This is a genomic window from Candidatus Poriferisodalis sp. (genome assembly GCF_965214215.1).
Classification (GTDB): Bacteria; Actinomycetota; Acidimicrobiia; order Acidimicrobiales; family Poriferisodalaceae; genus Poriferisodalis.
On the sequence record NZ_CBDCBD010000003.1, the window covers coordinates 431,104 to 447,590 of the forward strand.

The 16,487-nt window shown below is 67.3% G+C and carries 13 protein-coding genes; 2 read left to right on the forward strand and 11 right to left on the reverse strand.

The window, feature by feature from the left end:
* Positions 1–12 precede the first annotated feature (12 nt).
* The 11 genes from ACOOF5_RS04530 to ACOOF5_RS04580 all read right to left on the reverse strand — a co-directional run bounded on the left by ACOOF5_RS04530 (position 13) and on the right by ACOOF5_RS04580 (position 15,627).
* Positions 13–855, reverse strand: coding sequence for a DM13 domain-containing protein (locus tag ACOOF5_RS04530; RefSeq protein WP_420437050.1), 843 nt, complete (start codon positions 853–855; stop codon positions 13–15).
* Between the two features lie 77 nt (positions 856–932).
* Positions 933–1,484: a disulfide bond formation protein B gene (locus tag ACOOF5_RS04535; RefSeq protein ID WP_420437052.1), complete on the reverse strand. Its 552-nt coding sequence runs from the start codon at positions 1,482–1,484 to the stop codon at positions 933–935.
* A gap of 63 nt (positions 1,485–1,547) precedes the next feature.
* Positions 1,548–3,176, reverse strand: coding sequence for an MFS transporter (locus ACOOF5_RS04540; RefSeq protein WP_420437054.1), 1,629 nt, complete (start codon positions 3,174–3,176; stop codon positions 1,548–1,550).
* Positions 3,177–3,274: 98 nt separating this feature from the next.
* Positions 3,275–4,105 (reverse strand): enoyl-CoA hydratase-related protein, encoded by an 831-nt coding sequence (locus ACOOF5_RS04545; RefSeq protein WP_420437056.1) that lies wholly within the window; start codon positions 4,103–4,105, stop codon positions 3,275–3,277.
* A 116-nt stretch (positions 4,106–4,221) separates the two neighbouring features.
* On the reverse strand, positions 4,222–5,994 hold the full coding sequence (locus tag ACOOF5_RS04550) for a S1C family serine protease (protein ID WP_420437058.1): 1,773 nt from the start codon (positions 5,992–5,994) through the stop codon (positions 4,222–4,224).
* The gene (locus ACOOF5_RS04555; protein ID WP_420437060.1) at positions 5,994–7,043 is read right to left on the reverse strand and encodes a phosphotransferase family protein; all 1,050 of its coding nucleotides are present in this window, start codon (positions 7,041–7,043) and stop codon (positions 5,994–5,996) included. The genes ACOOF5_RS04550 and ACOOF5_RS04555 overlap by 1 nt, the downstream gene beginning before the upstream one ends.
* Positions 7,044–7,086: 43 nt before the next feature.
* Entirely contained in the window at positions 7,087–7,956 is an 870-nt protein-coding gene (locus tag ACOOF5_RS04560) for a 3-hydroxybutyryl-CoA dehydrogenase (RefSeq protein WP_420437062.1), read from the reverse strand.
* A 64-nt stretch (positions 7,957–8,020) separates the two neighbouring features.
* Positions 8,021–8,422 carry a cobalamin B12-binding domain-containing protein gene (locus ACOOF5_RS04565; RefSeq protein WP_420437064.1) on the reverse strand — a complete coding sequence of 134 codons (402 nt, stop codon included), beginning with the start codon at positions 8,420–8,422 and terminating at the stop codon, positions 8,021–8,023.
* Between the two features lie 44 nt (positions 8,423–8,466).
* Positions 8,467–12,216, reverse strand: coding sequence for an adenylate/guanylate cyclase domain-containing protein (locus ACOOF5_RS04570; protein WP_420437066.1), 3,750 nt, complete (start codon positions 12,214–12,216; stop codon positions 8,467–8,469).
* A gap of 75 nt (positions 12,217–12,291) precedes the next feature.
* Complete coding sequence (locus tag ACOOF5_RS04575) at positions 12,292–14,877, reverse strand: ABC transporter permease (RefSeq protein WP_420437068.1); 2,586 nt, start codon at positions 14,875–14,877, stop codon at positions 12,292–12,294.
* 3 nt (positions 14,878–14,880) lie between these two features.
* Positions 14,881–15,627, reverse strand: a complete 747-nt coding sequence (locus ACOOF5_RS04580) for an ABC transporter ATP-binding protein (protein WP_420437070.1) — start codon at positions 15,625–15,627, stop codon at positions 14,881–14,883.
* Positions 15,628–16,035: 408 nt separating this feature from the next.
* Here ACOOF5_RS04580 and ACOOF5_RS04585 point away from each other — a divergent pair, with 408 nt between their 5' ends.
* Together ACOOF5_RS04585 and ACOOF5_RS04590 are read left to right on the forward strand one after the other, a co-directional pair.
* On the forward strand, positions 16,036–16,326 hold the full coding sequence (locus tag ACOOF5_RS04585; protein ID WP_420437072.1) for a hypothetical protein: 291 nt from the start codon (positions 16,036–16,038) through the stop codon (positions 16,324–16,326).
* Positions 16,323–16,457 carry a hypothetical protein gene (locus tag ACOOF5_RS04590; protein ID WP_420437074.1) on the forward strand — a complete coding sequence of 45 codons (135 nt, stop codon included), beginning with the start codon at positions 16,323–16,325 and terminating at the stop codon, positions 16,455–16,457. Before ACOOF5_RS04585 ends, ACOOF5_RS04590 begins: the two co-directional genes overlap by 4 nt.
* The last annotated feature ends 30 nt before the right edge of the window (positions 16,458–16,487 follow it).

Sequence of the window (16,487 nt, forward strand, 5' to 3'; positions counted from 1 at the left end):
CGCACCAAGCGGTCAGTTCATAGGCACAAGCGCAGCAGTACCAAAGACCACACGGAAGCGAACGCACCAAACCGAAACGGTGCTGTACCGCTCAAGGTCCACATCGTCGGGAATCACGTAGTTCTGCGCCCCGATGTTGCCCTTCAAGTCACCCAAGTCGATGAAATCGTCCACGAGATCGCCGACCGAGGCGTCGGGACCCGCAGTGTGCAGGTACACGTTCAGGTCGGGACCGTTGTCGGTGGCGAAGTCGTCGTCGAACCGCAGGAACGTCTGCGTGCCATCGGTCAGCACCACCGCCGTACCCTCGGCGGGGTGCGAGCGGGGCCCGAAGCTCCCGACGTAAGCGACCCGAACGCCGCCGTCAGCCATCTCCTCGGCCGCCGCCATCGTCTCGATCTGCTCCCGTTCCCGCTCGGCGACGAGCTGCGCCGCCTCGTCGGGGCTCATCATCTGCTCCTCAGCGGCTTCCAACTGGGCTATCTCTTCCAGCATCGGGTTCAGATGCCCGTACATCTCGCCCATCGCCTCGTCCGAGCCGTCGGCCATTGCGTCGGTGCGCATGCGGTCCGCTTCAGATTCGAGCTCCGAGCGTCGCTCGGCGAGCGCAGCCCGTCCTTCGGAACCGCCACTGGCCAGTGCAGTGCTGATGAGCTCGTCGATGTCGGTATCGCCGACATCGGCGGCGAACTCCGGCGCCTCCTCGTCCACCACCTCGTCTACGAAGATCAGATGAATCGCGAAGACGAAGAAGGCCAGGTAGATGCCGACTGCCACCACGCCGGCGGAACCGATGCCAAGCGCCCATCGCCCTCCCGTGGTGCGGGGAACCAACTTGCCTGCCAGCCGTCTCATTGCCCGGCCACGTTCTTATTCATGACGTCAACCGTAGGAGCCGTGAGTGCCGATCCGTCACCTGGCGCGACGGACGGTCAGGAACGGCGCCGCGACAAGATCAGCATCGCTCCCACCAGCATGAACACGCTGCCCGCCATGTACGGGATCGACACGAAGCCGAACTCCCACGCATACCGCACAGCGCACGGACTCGTGATGCTGCACGACGTGGCCCCCTCCAGATCGGGGAAGTGCTGCAAGAGGTAGTGCCACACCGACATCGCCGCACCCGCCACGCACATCGGCAGCCCGTAGCGCCACGCGCCCCGGTCTTGGCGTGCCCAGCCGACGGCGAGCACCAGCGCCAGCGGGTACATGGCTATGCGCTGGAACCAGCACCATCGGCACGGTTCGAGATGGGCGATCTCGGACAGGTACAGCGAGCCCACCGTGGCCGCAATCGCCAATAGCGCCGCCGTTCCCACGACTGTCCGGGCGCCTACCGCAGCCCTCTCTCGCCCGGTCGGCACGCGCCCACGGCCGGGACCGCCGCGGCGCCGAACAGCTGCCACCACGAGACCGAGCGTCGCAACATTGCACACGATCGCCGCCACGGCGAACATCTGCAGCACCTGGTTGAGAGTCAAGGGCTCAGCGTGCCATACAGGTCTGCGCGTCTCCAGTAGCGAAACCGTGCGAGAGAGCGGCAGCTATCGCCGCGTCTCACCGGGTTTCCCGATGGGAATCCACAGCGACACGAACGCTGCTATGGCCGAGATCAAGAAGAACACCAGCACATGCTGGTAGTAGACGATCGAGCCGGAATCGTCCTTCAGCAGAGCGAATACGCCTGCGATGCCGATCGCCGAGGCCGCATACCGCAGCGTGTTGAACAGCCCGCTGATCTCGCCGAAGTGCGAGTCGTCCACCCAGGCCAGCGCCACGCTGTTGAGCAACGGCACGCACATTCCCCAGCCCAGTCCGAACAGCGCAATCGTGGGCGCCATCTCCGCCAGGTAGTCGGCCTCGGTTCCCAGCCGCATCACCTGCCACCCGATGGCCACGATCTGGATGGCCGCACCGGTGCGGCACAGGACGATTGCGTTCCAGCGCTCCCCGAGCCGACTGAAGAACACGGTCGAAGCGCCAGCCACGATCGGCCCGACCGTGACCCCAAGCCCGACCTGGTTCTCCGAATAGCCCCAGAACTCGAACATGAACAGCGGCCAGATGAGCCAGATCGACTGAGACGAGATGCCCACCAGGAAATTCGCCAGCTGCGTCACCCACACGCCGCGGCCTTCCAGCAGGTGCAGGTTGAGCAGCGGCTCGGGATGGCGCAGCGAATTGGCGACGAACCAGCCGAAAGCACCCAAGCCCACAGCTGCGGCCACGAGCGTGACCGGCGATGTCCAGCCCCACACCCGGCCGCCCTGCATGATCACCGTGACCAGCGCGGCGAGTCCGACAGTGCCCGCAGCCGCGCCGGTGACATCGAGCCGATGCGAGATCTGAGGCAACGGCAACTCGGTCAGCACACGCCACGCCACGAACAGCATCACGATCGCAACCGGAGCGCTGACGAAATACAGGACGCGCCAGCCCATCGTTCCCAGCAGGAAGGCAGACAACCCGGGTGCAAGGCCCGCAGCCAGCGGACCGGCTGCGGACCACAACCCAACGGCGGTGGTGCGCCTCGATTCGGGAAACAGCGGCAGCACCAAGCTGAGCGAAGCAGGCAGGATGGCAGCGCCTCCGAGGGCCTGCATGACCCGCGCCAGGTTGAGCGTCCACACGGTGGGTGCCAGCGCTGAGGCAACCGCCGACAGCGCGAACAGCACGAGCCCCAACTGGAAGATGAACTTGCGCCCGATGCGGTCAGCCAGCCGACCCGCGAGCGGCAGGAATGCCGCAGTGCCGATCATGAAGCCGGCGATGCCCCAGCCCACATCGGCCGCGGTGGCGCCCGCATAGCTTTCCTGGATCGCGTCCAAGGCGATGTTGGTGGCGGTGGTGTTGAAGCCCACCAGCACCGTGCCCAGCGAGGCCACCGTGAGCGCCCGCCAGGCCCGTCCCGACACTTGCTCGCGGGCACCAGGACGTCGGGGAACACCCGTTCCTCCCGCCGCCTGCGCCGGTCGGGGCGGCACATCTGGGGGCGGCGCAGTCGAACCGTTGCGCCGAGCTTCGACGAGGTGGCCGGCCTTCTCGCGGCGGCCGATCGCAGGTGCACCGACTGCTGGGGACGCAGCCGTCCCTCGCCGGAAGTCCGTGCTGACGGGCGGAACCGGCGGCACCTGCTCCGGGTCGACCCCGCTGAGGTCGACCTCGTTCCGCATCCGCTCAAGCGTACGGCGCTGCCCACGCCGCCAATCGCGAAAATCGAACTGATGTTAGAGAAGCTGTTGGGGGCCCGCGGCTGTCACGGGCACATTGGCTAGCGGCCGTGGAAGACCGGCTCGCGCTTGTCTACGAAGGCCTGCGCCGCTTCTTTGTGGTCGTCGGTCTGGCCGGTGTGGATGTGGTGCGCTGCCTCCATGTCCAAGCACTCGCCCATTTCGCCGTGGACCGCCCGGTTCAGATTCTCCTTCATGTACCGGTAGGCCACCGTGGGCCCGTTGGCCAGCCGGCGGGCGATGGCACCGACCTCGTCCATCAGGCTGTCGGCTTCGAATACGCCGTTCACCAGCCCCAGCGACACGGCCTGGTCCATATCGACACGATCCGACAGGAAATACAGCTCACGCGCCTTGGCCGACCCGATCAGGCGCGACATGAACCACGTGCCGCCGTAGTCGCCGCTGAAGCCCACCCGGGCAAACGCCGTGGTCATGATCGCGTTCGGCGCCGCGTACCGCAGATCGCACGAAAGGGCCATCGACAGGCCCGCCCCGGCGGCTGCACCCGGCAGTGCAGCGATCGTCGGCTTGGGCATCTCGTACAGCTTCCCGGAGGTGTCGCGCTGGCTGCGGCGCTGGCCGTGCACCCGCGCGTCGTACTGCAGCGGGCTGCCGCCGCCCTCGCCGCCGGCCGCGGCCATGCCCTTCACATCGCCGCCGGCGCAGAAGGCGCCGCCCGCTCCGGTCAGCACCAGCGCCCCAACGTCGGAGGCCACTTCGGCATCGGCGATCGCAGCGACCAGCCCCTCCATCATCGGCGTGGACATCGCGTTGCGGCGCTCGGGGCGGTTGAGCGTGATCGTCATCACGCCGTCGCTGATGTCGACGAGTATGTCGTCGGTCCCAGTATCGAAGACCCGGTCAGCCATCTTGGTACTCCTTGTTCGGTCTGGTCGCCGGTGCAGCCTGTGCCGACGCAACCAGCCTCCGCAGTATCGCGGACGGGTGGAACACGCGCAGGACCATGCGACTGGCTGTGCCTGAGCTACCCCGCGGTGTCGTCGGGAACGAAGGAGCCGAGGATCAGCTCGACGCTTCGGAGCCTCCCGTCACCGCCGATCACACCCAGCTCGACCCGGCTTCCCGGGAGCCGAGCCAAGATCTCCACCACGAGATCCTCGCTCGTGCGGATCTCCACGCCGTCGAATTCGATGATCACATCGCCGGGCTCGATGCCCGCCTGATCGGCGGCCTCGCCTTCGTCAATACCCACGACCAGCGCTCCATAGGTGACCTCGGGAGCGACGTCGACATCGGCCAGATCGTCATCGGGATCCGGCCCCGGCTCGACGGTCTCGGGGCCACGGTCACCGAGGTTTGCGTCGGGATCGTCGGGTTCTTCGGGTGCACCGTTCGATGCGATGAAGTCCTCCACCGAAATGATGCGCACGCCGAGGTATGCCTTTGCCTGGACGACTCCCTCGAGCAGCTGATCGATGATCGGGCGGGCATGATCGATCGAGATGGCATAACCAATGCCCTCGGCAATGCCGCGCAGCGTCGACGAACTGGCCTGAATCGCAGTGTTCACGCCGATCACCTCGCCCGCCGCGTTCACCAGCGGCCCGCCGGAATTGCCCGGATTGATCGCAGCATCGGTCTGTATCAGCTTCACCAGCCGCTTGCCGTCGGGAAACTCGATGTAGCGGTCGAGGCCCGACACGATGCCCGCGGTGACCGTCGGCTCGCCGATGATGTCGAGCGCGTTGCCGATAGCGATCACCTCATCGCCCACCTCGACCCCGTCGGTGGAGCCCAGACGCACCGCCGGCAGTCCGTCTCGATCGATCTTCAAGACGGCAAGGTCTCTGGTGGAGTCGCTGGCGATCACCTCCGCCGACAGGAGCTCCCCGCCGAAGAGTCTGACGTCGACGGTGACTGCGTCTTCCACCACATGGGCGTTGGTCACGATGTGCCCCCGAGACGACACGACGAAGCCCGAACCTCCGCCTTCGCCGCCGTCGTCGGTCGCGATCTTGACGATCACCACCGACTCCTGTACCTCCTCGAGCACCGCCTTGACGTTGATGCCTTCGATCCGGCTTCCCAGCGGCGCCCCAGGCTGGTTCGACGCGCCGGCGAGCATCCGCGCCCATGTCTCGGCGAGGACGTTCGGATCGAGGTCGATGGTCTCGTCCCCCGATGAGCTGCTGTCGCCCGCGGTTGGGGAATCGTCAGACGCCGAGCTGCCGAACAGGTTGGCATTGGCGAGAACCTGGCTCCAGAAATCGGTGTCGCCAGTGGACTCCGCGGGTGCCGACTCGCCAACCGCAGCGCCCTCGTCGTTGCCCTGCAGCGCCGATGAAACGGATTGCTGGGCCGGTTGCAGCGACGCTTCGTCGAAGTCGTCGTCGGTGTCGACGGCGTCGTCCGGCACCGATGCGGGCTGCATTGCCGTCGCCTCAGCGGTGGACGGGGCGTCGTCGTTGCTGAGCACCACGACAAGAATCAGCCCTGCCACCGCCGCGCCTGCCAACGCGCCGACCGCAGCGGCGATGCCCGTCAGCAAGCAGCCGGGCCGAGACCGCTGCAGGTCATCGACCCCGCGTGCGGAGGGCAGCGTCTGTGAAGGCACACTCGGTTGCTGAACCGTCGACTGCGCGCTGAGCACTTCGGGTGCCGGCTCGCCGCCCCGTCGCGTCTCGAGCACTGCTGACAGCGGCGATGGCTCGGTGCTGCCATCAGCCGCGGCGCCCGGCTGCGTCTCGTCGCTTGATCCTTTCAGCGGGGGCGGGCTGGCCGAGTACGGGAAGAACATCAGCGAATGGCGAGACGCTCGGCTGCGCTCGCCGACAGGAAGTCGACGTGGGTCCGGAAGACGTCCGTGTCGGTTTCCTCAGCGTCAGCCATTGCTCCGCGCAGATACCGGTTCAGCACTCCCTCCGATATAGCAGCCAATCGCCAGTACGAGAACGCGCGGTAGTAGTCGACGCCCGAGACATCGCGCCCCGACGCATCGGCGTACCAATCCAGCATCTCGCTGCGCGATGCGAACCCGCCGGCTTGGGTGGGCGCAGAGGTACCCGCCGACGGCTCGTCGGGCGACACCCAGTTGTTCATCAGGTAGCCCACATCGGCCATCGGGTCGCCCAGCGTGCACAGCTCCCAATCGAGCACGGCCACGATGGCCCAGTGCTCATTGGGCTTGGCACCGGAGATCATGTTGCCGAGCCGGTAGTCGCCATGAACGATGGCCGAGCCGATCTGTTCGGGCTTGCGGGCCTCCAGCTCAGCGGCCACGTCATCCATGATCGGCAGTTCACGCGTCTTGGACTGTTCCCACTGGCGCTTCCACCGGCGCAGCTGCCGGCCCAGGTAGTCCTCGCGCCGGCCCAGGTCGCCGAGGCCGACATCGTCGGGCTCGACGGCGTGCAAGCGAGCCATCACCTCGGCGACCCGTCGGCTCAGTGGCATGCGTTCGCCCTCGGGCACCAGCGCCGACTCGTCGGCGGAGTGCAGGACCGCGCCCTGCTCGTAGCTCATGACGTAGAACGGCGCCTCGTTCACCGTCTCGTCGGTACACAGCGCGATCGCACGAGGAACCGGCACGTCGGTGCGGCCGACGCCGGAGATGATCTTGTGCTCGCGTGCCATGTCATGGGCCGTGGCCAGCACATGTCCCAACGGCGGCCGGCGCAGCACCACCGAGGTGCCGTCACCGCAGTGCACGCGGTAGGTCAAGTTGGAACGCCCGCCCGCAATCAGCTCGAATCGAAGCGGCCCCGCAGCCTGCGGGACGTGGGCGGCGAACCACTCGCTGACCGCGGGGGCGTCGATCCCCGCTGGCGCGTCGCCGTCAGCCGGCATGGCACCAGCCCGAAGGCCCGAGCAGGCAGGCCAACAGTGCGCCTCAGCCGCCGTAGGTGTAGAAGCCCCGGCCGGTCTTGCGACCCAGCAGCCCGGCATCGCACATGCGGCTGAGCATCGGCGGCGGGGCATAGAGCTGCTCGCGGAACTCCTCATACAGCGACTCGGCCACCGCCAGAGTCGTGTCGAGGCCGATCAGATCGCACAAGGCCAACGGGCCCATCGGGTGATTGCAGCCCAGCACCATGCCGGCGTCGATGTCTTCGGTGGAGGCAAAGCCCGATTCGAGCATCCGGATGGCGGACAGGATGTAGGGGATCAGCAGGGCGTTCACCACGAAGCCGGCCCGGTCCTGGGAATCGACCACCCGCTTGCCGAGCCGCTCGGACGCGAACGCCCTGCACCGCTGGGCGGTGTCCTCTGCGGTCAGCAGCGACGAGATGACCTCGACCAGCCCCATCACGGGCACCGGGTTGAAGAAGTGCATGCCGATGACCTGCGATGGCCGGTCGGTCGCCATGGCCAGCTTCATGATCGGGATGGCCGAGGTGTTGGACGCCATCACCGCGCCAGGGTCGGTCAGCACCTTCGAAAGCCGGCCGAACACCTCCAGCTTGGCCGCCTCAGCCTCGACGACGGCCTCGATCACGAATTCACGGTCGGCGAGATCGTCGAGGTCGAGACCGAACGACATGGCACCCAGCGCAGATTCGCGCCCGGCCTCGTCGAGCTTGCCGGCGTTGAACGCCCGGTTCAGGCTCTTCTCGATGCGAGCCATGCCGGCTGCGAGCGCACCTTCGTCGACTTCGACAATCTTGACGTCGCACCCGTTTCGGGCGGCGATTTCGGCGATGCCCGACCCCATCAGGCCGCAGCCGACCACCCCTATTCGTTCAATGGAACCCTGAGTCACGGGGGCAATCTACCGGCCCGTGTCCGCCGGGTCGCCGGCACCCGCGTGGAGGTTCAGGAGAATCTCAGGCTGTGGGCCGGGATCGGTCGATGGCGCCACGCACGGCCGCCACCACCTCGTCCGCGGTTGCCCCCGGCGTCAGCACCGCAGCCACGCCCGCCTCGTGCATGGCTTCAAGGTCGCCGTCGGGCACGATGCCGCCCAAGATGACCGGGATCGACTCGGCCCCCTGCTCACGCAGGCGTTGGACGACCAGCGGCATGAGCGCCTCGTGGGCACCCGACAGCATCGAGACCCCAATGGCGTCCACGTCCTCGTCGATGGCGGCCGCAGCCACGCTCTCGGGAGTCTGGAACAGCCCGGTGTAGATCACCTCGAAGCCGGCATCACGCAGCATCCGCGCCACCACCTTGACCCCGCGGTCGTGCCCGTCCAGGCCAAGCTTCGCGATCAGCACCCGAGACATCGCAGCGACCCTAGAGGATCAACCGAGAGACACAGACGCCACAGCTACTGCTCTGAGTGCCCGGGATACGGGATCGCCTCGGGCAGCGGGCCGCTGATGACCGGCGCAGCCGCCTCGAGCCCGGCAGCCAACCGGAACGCCGTCTCCCAACCACTGGGCCGGGTCCCGAGCTGAGCCATGGCCACCTCGGCTTCAGAACGCAACGCGTCGGTGTCGGGCGCTTCGAACGACTCGTAGCCGATGGCGCGGGCCAGCCGCACCACGGCTTGGCTGAGCCGGCTGTCGGTGGCGTCGATGAGTACCAGGGCCTGCTCGAACGCTGATTCCATCGCGGGCCGGTCGGCGTCGCGCGCATATGCAAGGGCACGGGCCACCAGCGCAGTGCGCACATCGAGATAGGTGCCCGTGCCGCTCGCCATGGCGAAGCGGGACTGCTCCAGCGCATCGATCGTGCGACCGACGGCTGCATAGGCGATGGCCAGGCTGGAGTGCAGGTAGGTGGAAGGCAGGTCATCGGAGCTGACGGCTTCGAGTGCGGTGATCGCATCTTCGGGCCGGCCGAGCTGCAGCAACGCCAGCCCCACCGACACCTCCAGGTCGAGCAGGCCGATCACCGCGGTCCGCTCGGTTCGGTCGGTGGTCTCGTCGGGACCTGCAGCGGCGAACCCATCGCGTCCCGTGGTTCGATCCCAGCCGGCCCGCAACAGGTCGTCCATGGCGGTCTCGGGATGGCCCATCTGAACTGCTGCGCCGGCGCGGACCGCCCGGGCGAATCCTTCGAGCGGGCGGCCTGGCATGTCGCTGGCTCGCTGAAAGCACTCCGCCAGCACGGCCCGGCTGCGCTGAAGTTCGCCCACTGCGGCATAGGACCTGCCCAGCAGTCCCAATGCCTGCACGACGCCGAAATCGCTGTGCACATCGCGGAAGACCTGTTCGGCTGCACGAGCTCGCTCGACAGCCTGCAACGCCCGCCCCGACCACAGCCCGAGCGACCCCAGCAGCAGGTCCATCATTGCTTCGGTGAATCGCTCCCCCCGCTCGTGGGCGATGGTGTGCACCGATCCGGCCAGCTCTTCGGCCTCGTCGCGGTCACCCGCGTGGAATCGCAGGAACGCGAGCAGGCTTTCAGCAGTAGCCAAGCCGACCATGTCGCCGAGATCGCCGAATCTCCCGATGGCGGTGGTGACCCGGTCGCTGGCTTCGGAGATCAAGCCCTGCTCGAACGACAGCCAGGCCAGGTTCTGCAAGCACCATGCCACGCCGCTGTCGTCGCCCAGGTAGGCGAACGTGCCGTTGGCCTCGTTGATGTAGCGGTCGGCGCGTGCGTAGTCGCCGGCTCGCAGCGAGGCAATCCCGCGCAGTCGCAGCGATTCGGCTGCCTCGCGCACCTCGCCCATCGTGCGGAACTGGTCCAGCGCGTCGGCGAGCAGCTTGTCTGCGGCTGCATGGTCGTCGCCGGCCAAGGCAACCTCGCCCAGCACGCGCAGACCATGTGCCGCGGCGAGCCGGTTGCCGTTCAGCGTCGCCAGCGCGCGGGCCAGCTCGGCGTCGGCATGGGCGCCGTGCAGCTCCCCCAGCCGCAGGCGTGCGGCCGCCCGTCCCAGGGCCATGTCGATGAGCCGCGGGTCGGCGTCGCCCAGCATTTCGATGGCGCGGCGGTAGAACTGCGCCGCGGCGTAGTGACTGTCGCGCAGGGCCGCCCACTTGCCAGCGCGGCCGAGCCATTCGATGGCCACTTCGGTGATCCCGCCTTCGAAGACATCGCCGCTGGGGCCGCTGCCTGCACGGGCATTGCCCGCAACCGATGTGCCGGTCACGGTCTGGCCGGCATCGCCGCCCAGTTCCACTGCCGAAGCGAAGTGATCGGCAATGACGCCGACCGAGTCGCTGGCGGGATCGTCGCGGTTCTGCGCCAGCCACAACGCGACGTCGAGATGCCGCTCGGCCCGGTCGCTCTTGGTCAGCATGCTGTAGGCGACGTCGCGCACCACGTCGCTGCGGAACGTCCAGGAGTCTGCCTCGCTGGCGAAGATGTCCTTGTCGACCAGCCGCTGAAACACCGCGAGGTCTCCCTCGCCGCCGTCGGCCGGATTCGTCGCCGACACCAACTCCAGCAGCTCGCTGATCCCCCCGCCGCCCCCGAGCACCGAGGCAGCATCCACCAGCCGTCGCTCGGGCGGGCTCAGCGTGTCGAGGCGAGCAGCCACGAGCCCGCGCAGCGTGTCGGGCATCTCGGCCAGCGACCGTTCCTCGTGATCGGGGCGGGCGCCGGGACCCACGACTCCCGAATCACGCAGCAGCACGCACATCTCCTCCAAGAAGAACGGGTTGCCGCCGCTGCGTTCGTAGAGCTGATCGGCCAGGTAGGCAGGAACGCTCCCGCCCAGCAGCTCAGCGGCCATCTCGGCGGTGGCAGCGCGACCCAGTGGGTCCAGGTTCAGCACCACGGTGCTGTGACGACCCGGGGGTACGGTCCAGCGCTGTTCGTCCATGTTCCAGCGCGCTGTGGTGATGACGACGAACGGCTGGTTCGCCAGTGCCGCCAGCAGCTGTTCGAGCACGCTGAGCAACCGTTCCTCGGCCCAATGCACGTCGCTGAGCAACAGCAGCGCCGGTCGGCGAGCGGTCAGCGCTCCCAGGAAGCGGCGCAGGGAGCGAAACGTGGCATCCGCGCGCCACTCGATCTCCGCGGGATCGCCGCTGCCGACGCGCCCGAGCACGGCGAGCACGACATCGGTGATCTCGTCGATCTCCTCGTAGTTGACGCTGCGGGCGGGTGCGTCCGAGCCCGCACCCGGGCCTGCGCCGGTCGTCGGCTGCAGCACGTCGGCGACCAGCGACGAGATGCGCCGGGTGGCCAGCACGGTCGAATCGCTTGCGCTCACATCTGCCGCTGCCGCGATGGCGTCGCCCAGACAGCGCAGCGGATTGGTCTCGTCGTAGGGCAATGCCATGCTTTCGAGCACCATCGCGTCGTGACGCTCGACCGCACCCGAGGCCGCTTCACGGGCGAGGCGGGTCTTGCCCATGCCGGCCTCGCCCACGATCTGGCACAGCTGAGCGCGCCTGCGGGCCACGGCGGTGTCGACGGCGGAATCCAGCAGGGCGCTCTCGAGGCCGCGGCCCACCATTTGCGAAAGCGACGAGCCGCGGTGCCGACCGGGCGGCGCCAGCTCGCCGCTGGCCAAGAAGACCTTCACCGGCTCGTCACGCCCGCGCAGGCCGATCTCGCCGCGGGGGGTGTAGTTCACGATGCCGACCGTGGCTGCTTGGGTCGTCGGGCCCACGAGCACCTCGCCCGCCTCGGCCAGGGTCTCCAATCGGCTCGCGATGTTGACAGTGTCGCCCATCGCCGTGTAATCGCCGCCTGCTCGCAGCGCTCCCACCAGCACTTCGCCGGTGTTGATGCCGATGCGGATTCGCAGTGCGAGGCCGCGTTCGGCGTTGAAGGCATCCAGCGAGCGCTGCATCCGGAATGCGGCGCGCAGCGCCCGCTCGGGATCGTCCTCGTGCGCAGTGGGCGCTCCGAACAGCGCCAGGATCGCGTCGCCGATGATCTTGTCGACCGTGCCCCCGAATGCGGTGACGTCGCCCACGAGCCGCTGGAAGCACTGGTCGACGAGGTGCTTCAGCTCCTCAGGGTCGGCTGCCTCGCCCATGGCGGTGAACCCGACCAAGTCCGCGAACAGCACCGTGACGACACGTCGTTCCTCGGTATGGGAGAGCAGGTTCCCGCAGCTCGGGCAATAGCGTGCGCCCTGCGGCACTTCGGTAGCGCAGGCAGGGCACGTCATCGCAGCAGTCTAGAAACGACTACCGAACCAGACCCGTTTGTGGCGGCGGGCCTGTCGGGCCGATACGGCGGCTCGCTACTCGTCGGCGATGGCGTCGAGCACATTCATCCGGCTGGCCCGAAACGCCGGGAACAGCGCAGCGATCAACCCGAATACCACCGAGATCATCAAGAAGAGGACGAGCTGGGCGATCGGCACCGACACGGTGTCGATGACGTCATCGGGGATCGCTATCGAGGTGGCGACGCCGAACACTGCTCCGAGCACGACACCCACCAAGGCGCCGTACAGCGCCACGGCGGCTGCCTCCCAGCGGATCATGCGCCGCATCTGCCGACGGGTCATACCCACGGCTCGCAGCAAACCAATCTCACGGATGCGCTCGAAGACTGACAAGGTGAGCGTGTTCACAATGCCGACCAGCGCGATCAGCAGAGCAAACCCCAAGAACACGTTCACCAGCACCAGCACGGTGTTGAGGTTGGACTCGATGCTCTCTTGGAATTCTTGGCGGTCTTCGAGGCGTGCTTGGGGGTAGTCGGCGAGCACCTCGTCGATGGCCGCTCGGGCGGCCTGGGGGTCGTCGAGCGTCGAGCGAACCAGAACGAAGTCGTCGTATGCGCTGGTGGCCACCGGGTCATACAGGTCGCTGTCGATGATCCAGTCGGTCCAAAAGGCGCTGCCCTCGAACATCGCTGCCACGGTCACGGTTGCGGTGTCTCCGCTCACGAACGCGAGATCGACCTCGTCGCCGAGGCCCAGTCCGAGATCGTCGGCCACGTCGCTGCGAACCAGCAGACCGTCTTGGGGGTCGAAGCCGTCCAGCGTTCCCGACACGATGCCGAGATCGACGACCTCGTCGAGATCGCCGACGCTGGCGGCGGTGATCTGCTCTTCGATCACTTCCGGCGACGGCGACCCCGCAGCGGCCACGGTGACCTGAGCGATGTCGAAGTCGAAGCCCACCGTCGTGCCGATGCCCGCGGCGCCCACTTCGCTGCTGAGCGCCTTGGGCAAACCTGCCTGAGTGTTGACCGACACCACGAAGTCGGCCTTGATGGCTGTTGCCAGCGTGTCGCTGAAGGAGACCTTGAGCGACTGGCCCACGATCGACACCATCGTCACCAAGGCCAGGCCGATGGTGAGCGCCACCGCCGTCGCGGAGGTGCGTCGGGGATTGCGGGCGGCGTTTGCGCGGGCCAGGCGGCCCGAGATTGGCATGATCCACTCGAGCGGCCGCGCCACTAGCGAGACCACCCAACGGGCCACCAGCGGGCTCAGCACCGCCACGGCGATGAACGTGACAGCGGCGCCCGCGCCCAGCGAGCTGAGCTGCGCCGTGGTGCTGCCGAAGCTGGCGAACAGCCCCAGACCGGTGAACAGCAGGCCGACGGCCAGCAACAGGCATCCTCCGGCGAGACGCTTCCAGCCCAAGCTCGCGCCCTCGTCGCCGCCGACGCCTTCGCCGAGGCCGACGACCGGCGAGATGCGAGAGGCCTTGATCGCGGGAAGCAGCGAAGCCGCCACGGTGAATCCCACCCCGACGAGGAGGGCCCACAGCACGGTGCGAGGCGCCAGCGACAGCGCGGAGTCGGGCAGCGTCAGCCCCAGCGCGTCGAACAGGGCCTGCAGTCCGAGTGCGCCGAGCATGCCGAGCCCCAGCCCGACCACCGACGCGACGGCGCCGATGATTGCCGACTCGGTCAGCACCGAGCGGCGCACCTGCTGAGGCGTGGCGCCCACGGCGCGCATCAGCGAGAGTTCACGCACCCGCTGGCCCAGCACGATGTTGAACGTGTTGGAGATGATGAACATGCTCACGAACAGCACGATGAACGCGAACACCAGCAAGATGGTCTGGAACGGCCCGATGAATGTCTCGGTGGCGTCGCTGAACTCTTCGGTGGCTTCGCCCGCCGAGATGATCTCCACACTCTCCGGCAGCACCGCCTCGATGCGGCTGCGCACGGCGTCGAGGTCGGCGCCGGGGTCAGCTCGCACGCCGATCTGGGTGTACTGGCCCCCAAAGCCCAGCACCTCTTGAGCCGTCGGCGTGTCGAACAGCGAGAAGACGGCGCCGATGCCGGCATTGTCGGGGAAGCCGAATTGCGCGACGCCTGTCAGGGTGAACAGGCGCGGGCCGGTCGGGGTGACTATCTGGTACGCCTCGCCGAGCTCGAAGTCGTAGGCGACGTCTTCGAACGTGGTGATGTCGAGGGCGAACTCGCTCCCGCCGACGGGCCAGCGACCTTCCATCAGGTAGAACTGCGACAGCGATTCATCTTCGAGCCAGTTGGCGCCTGCGACGGGCGGCCCGAAGGTGGTCACCGCTTCGCCGCTGCCGTCCACCGGGATCACACCGTCGACGAACATGGCGCCGGCGGCGATGCTCACGCCTTCGACGGCGTTGATCTCCTCGACTAGTCCGGCGGGTACCGGCGGCGCCACCGTCTCGGTGATGCTGCCGAACGCCTGTGCACCTCGCACGGTGTAGTCGGTGCCGGTGTTGATGTCCTCGGCGAGCTGATCGAAGCTCGAGCGCAGCGAGTCGGCGGTGACAAATGACGCCACCACGAAAGCCACGCCGATGACGATCGTGCTGGCCGTCAGCGCGAAGCGGACCTTGTGGGCCAGCAGCGACTTGATGCCGAGTCGCAGCATGGATCAAGCGCCGAGCTGGTTCATCTGCGCACGGATGCGCTCGGGCGTGGGGTCGGCGAGCTCGTCCACGATCTTGCCGTCCACGAGGAACACGACCCGGTCGGCGTATGACGCCGCGACCGCGTCGTGGGTCACCATGACGATGGTCTGCCCCATGTCCTCCACGGCGTTGCGCATGAAGCCCAGGATCTCCGCGCCGGTGTTCAGATCGACGTTGCCGGTGGGCTCGTCGGCGAAGATCACCTGCGGCCTGCCGGCCAGCGCCCGTGCCACCGCCACGCGCTGCTGCTGGCCGCCCGACAGCTCGCCGGGCCGGTGCTTGAGACGATCGGCCAGGCCGGTCGCGCCGACCACCTCGTCGATCCATGCGGCGTCGCCCTTGGTGCCGGCGAGGTCCATCGGCAGCATGATGTTCTCGATCGCCGTCAGCGTGGGAATCAGGTTGAACGCCTGGAACACGAACCCGACGTTGTCTCGACGCAACAGCGTGAGATCGCGTTCGGACAGCGTCGACAGGTCGGTCTCGCCGATGAGCACCTGTCCTTCGGTCACCTTGTCCAAGCCGGCCATGCAGTGCATGAGCGTGGACTTGCCCGAGCCCGACGGGCCCATGATGGCGGTGAACTGGCCATCCCCGAACGTCACATCGATGGCGTCGAGCGCCCGCACCGCAGTGTCGCCCGAGCCGTAGATCTTGGTGGCGGCGACGGCCTGCGCCGCTGCATGCGTGGGTGGAGCCGCGACAGACATGGGGCCTCCCAAAGAGGTTGACGGCCGGCGCGCAACTCTACGCACGCCGGTCCGCCGCCCATGTTCAGGTTTTTCTCAGGCGCGGAGCGTGAGTGTTCTCCGCATCCGCGCGGCCTCGCCAATCGCGACGTCCGGACAAGTCAGTTGTGGCTGTCAGCCCTGCCGAGCACCAACCTGCCAGGTGCCACGTGCCAAGCAACGGTCACAAAGCAGACAGTGGTCGAGCTGTCGAAACGGTCGATGGGCAATTGTCCGGATCGCATAACCCAAAGCGTCCAATTCACACATTTCAGACCGTCCAAATCAGATAATTCACACCGTCCAGTTCATTACCTCAACGATCTGCCACACCTGACAAACCCGCTCACGGGTCGTGACGGCCGAGGCGACGCGAAATATGACCGAAGTATGACGAAGCGGCGTATTGCCTTCACGATTGATGCAGAACTCATCGAAACAGCATCTGACGCTGTGAACACCGGCCAGGCATCGTCGGTAAGCGCGTGGGTGAATGCGGCAATGGAGGCCAAGAGCAGACACAGTCAGCGTCTCGCCGCCTGGGCCGAGGCCATTTCCGATTACGAAGCTGAGTTCGGCGAGATCACCGAGGAAGAAATGGACGAACAGCGTCGGCGCGACCTGGATGCAGCAGCCGATGTTCGTGCCCGCGCCACGGCCCGAGTCCAGTCGATCGAGTGACGCTCGTCCTTGACGCTGGGGCACTCGTCGCGTTGTGCGACCACGACGACGAAATATTGACTTCGGACCCCGATGATCTCTCTGCGCTCGTCCAAGCGGCGCGCCTGCAGGTGAACGTCATTCCCGTGTGAGACCGAAGTTCCTCCCGCCCAGCTCGAGGA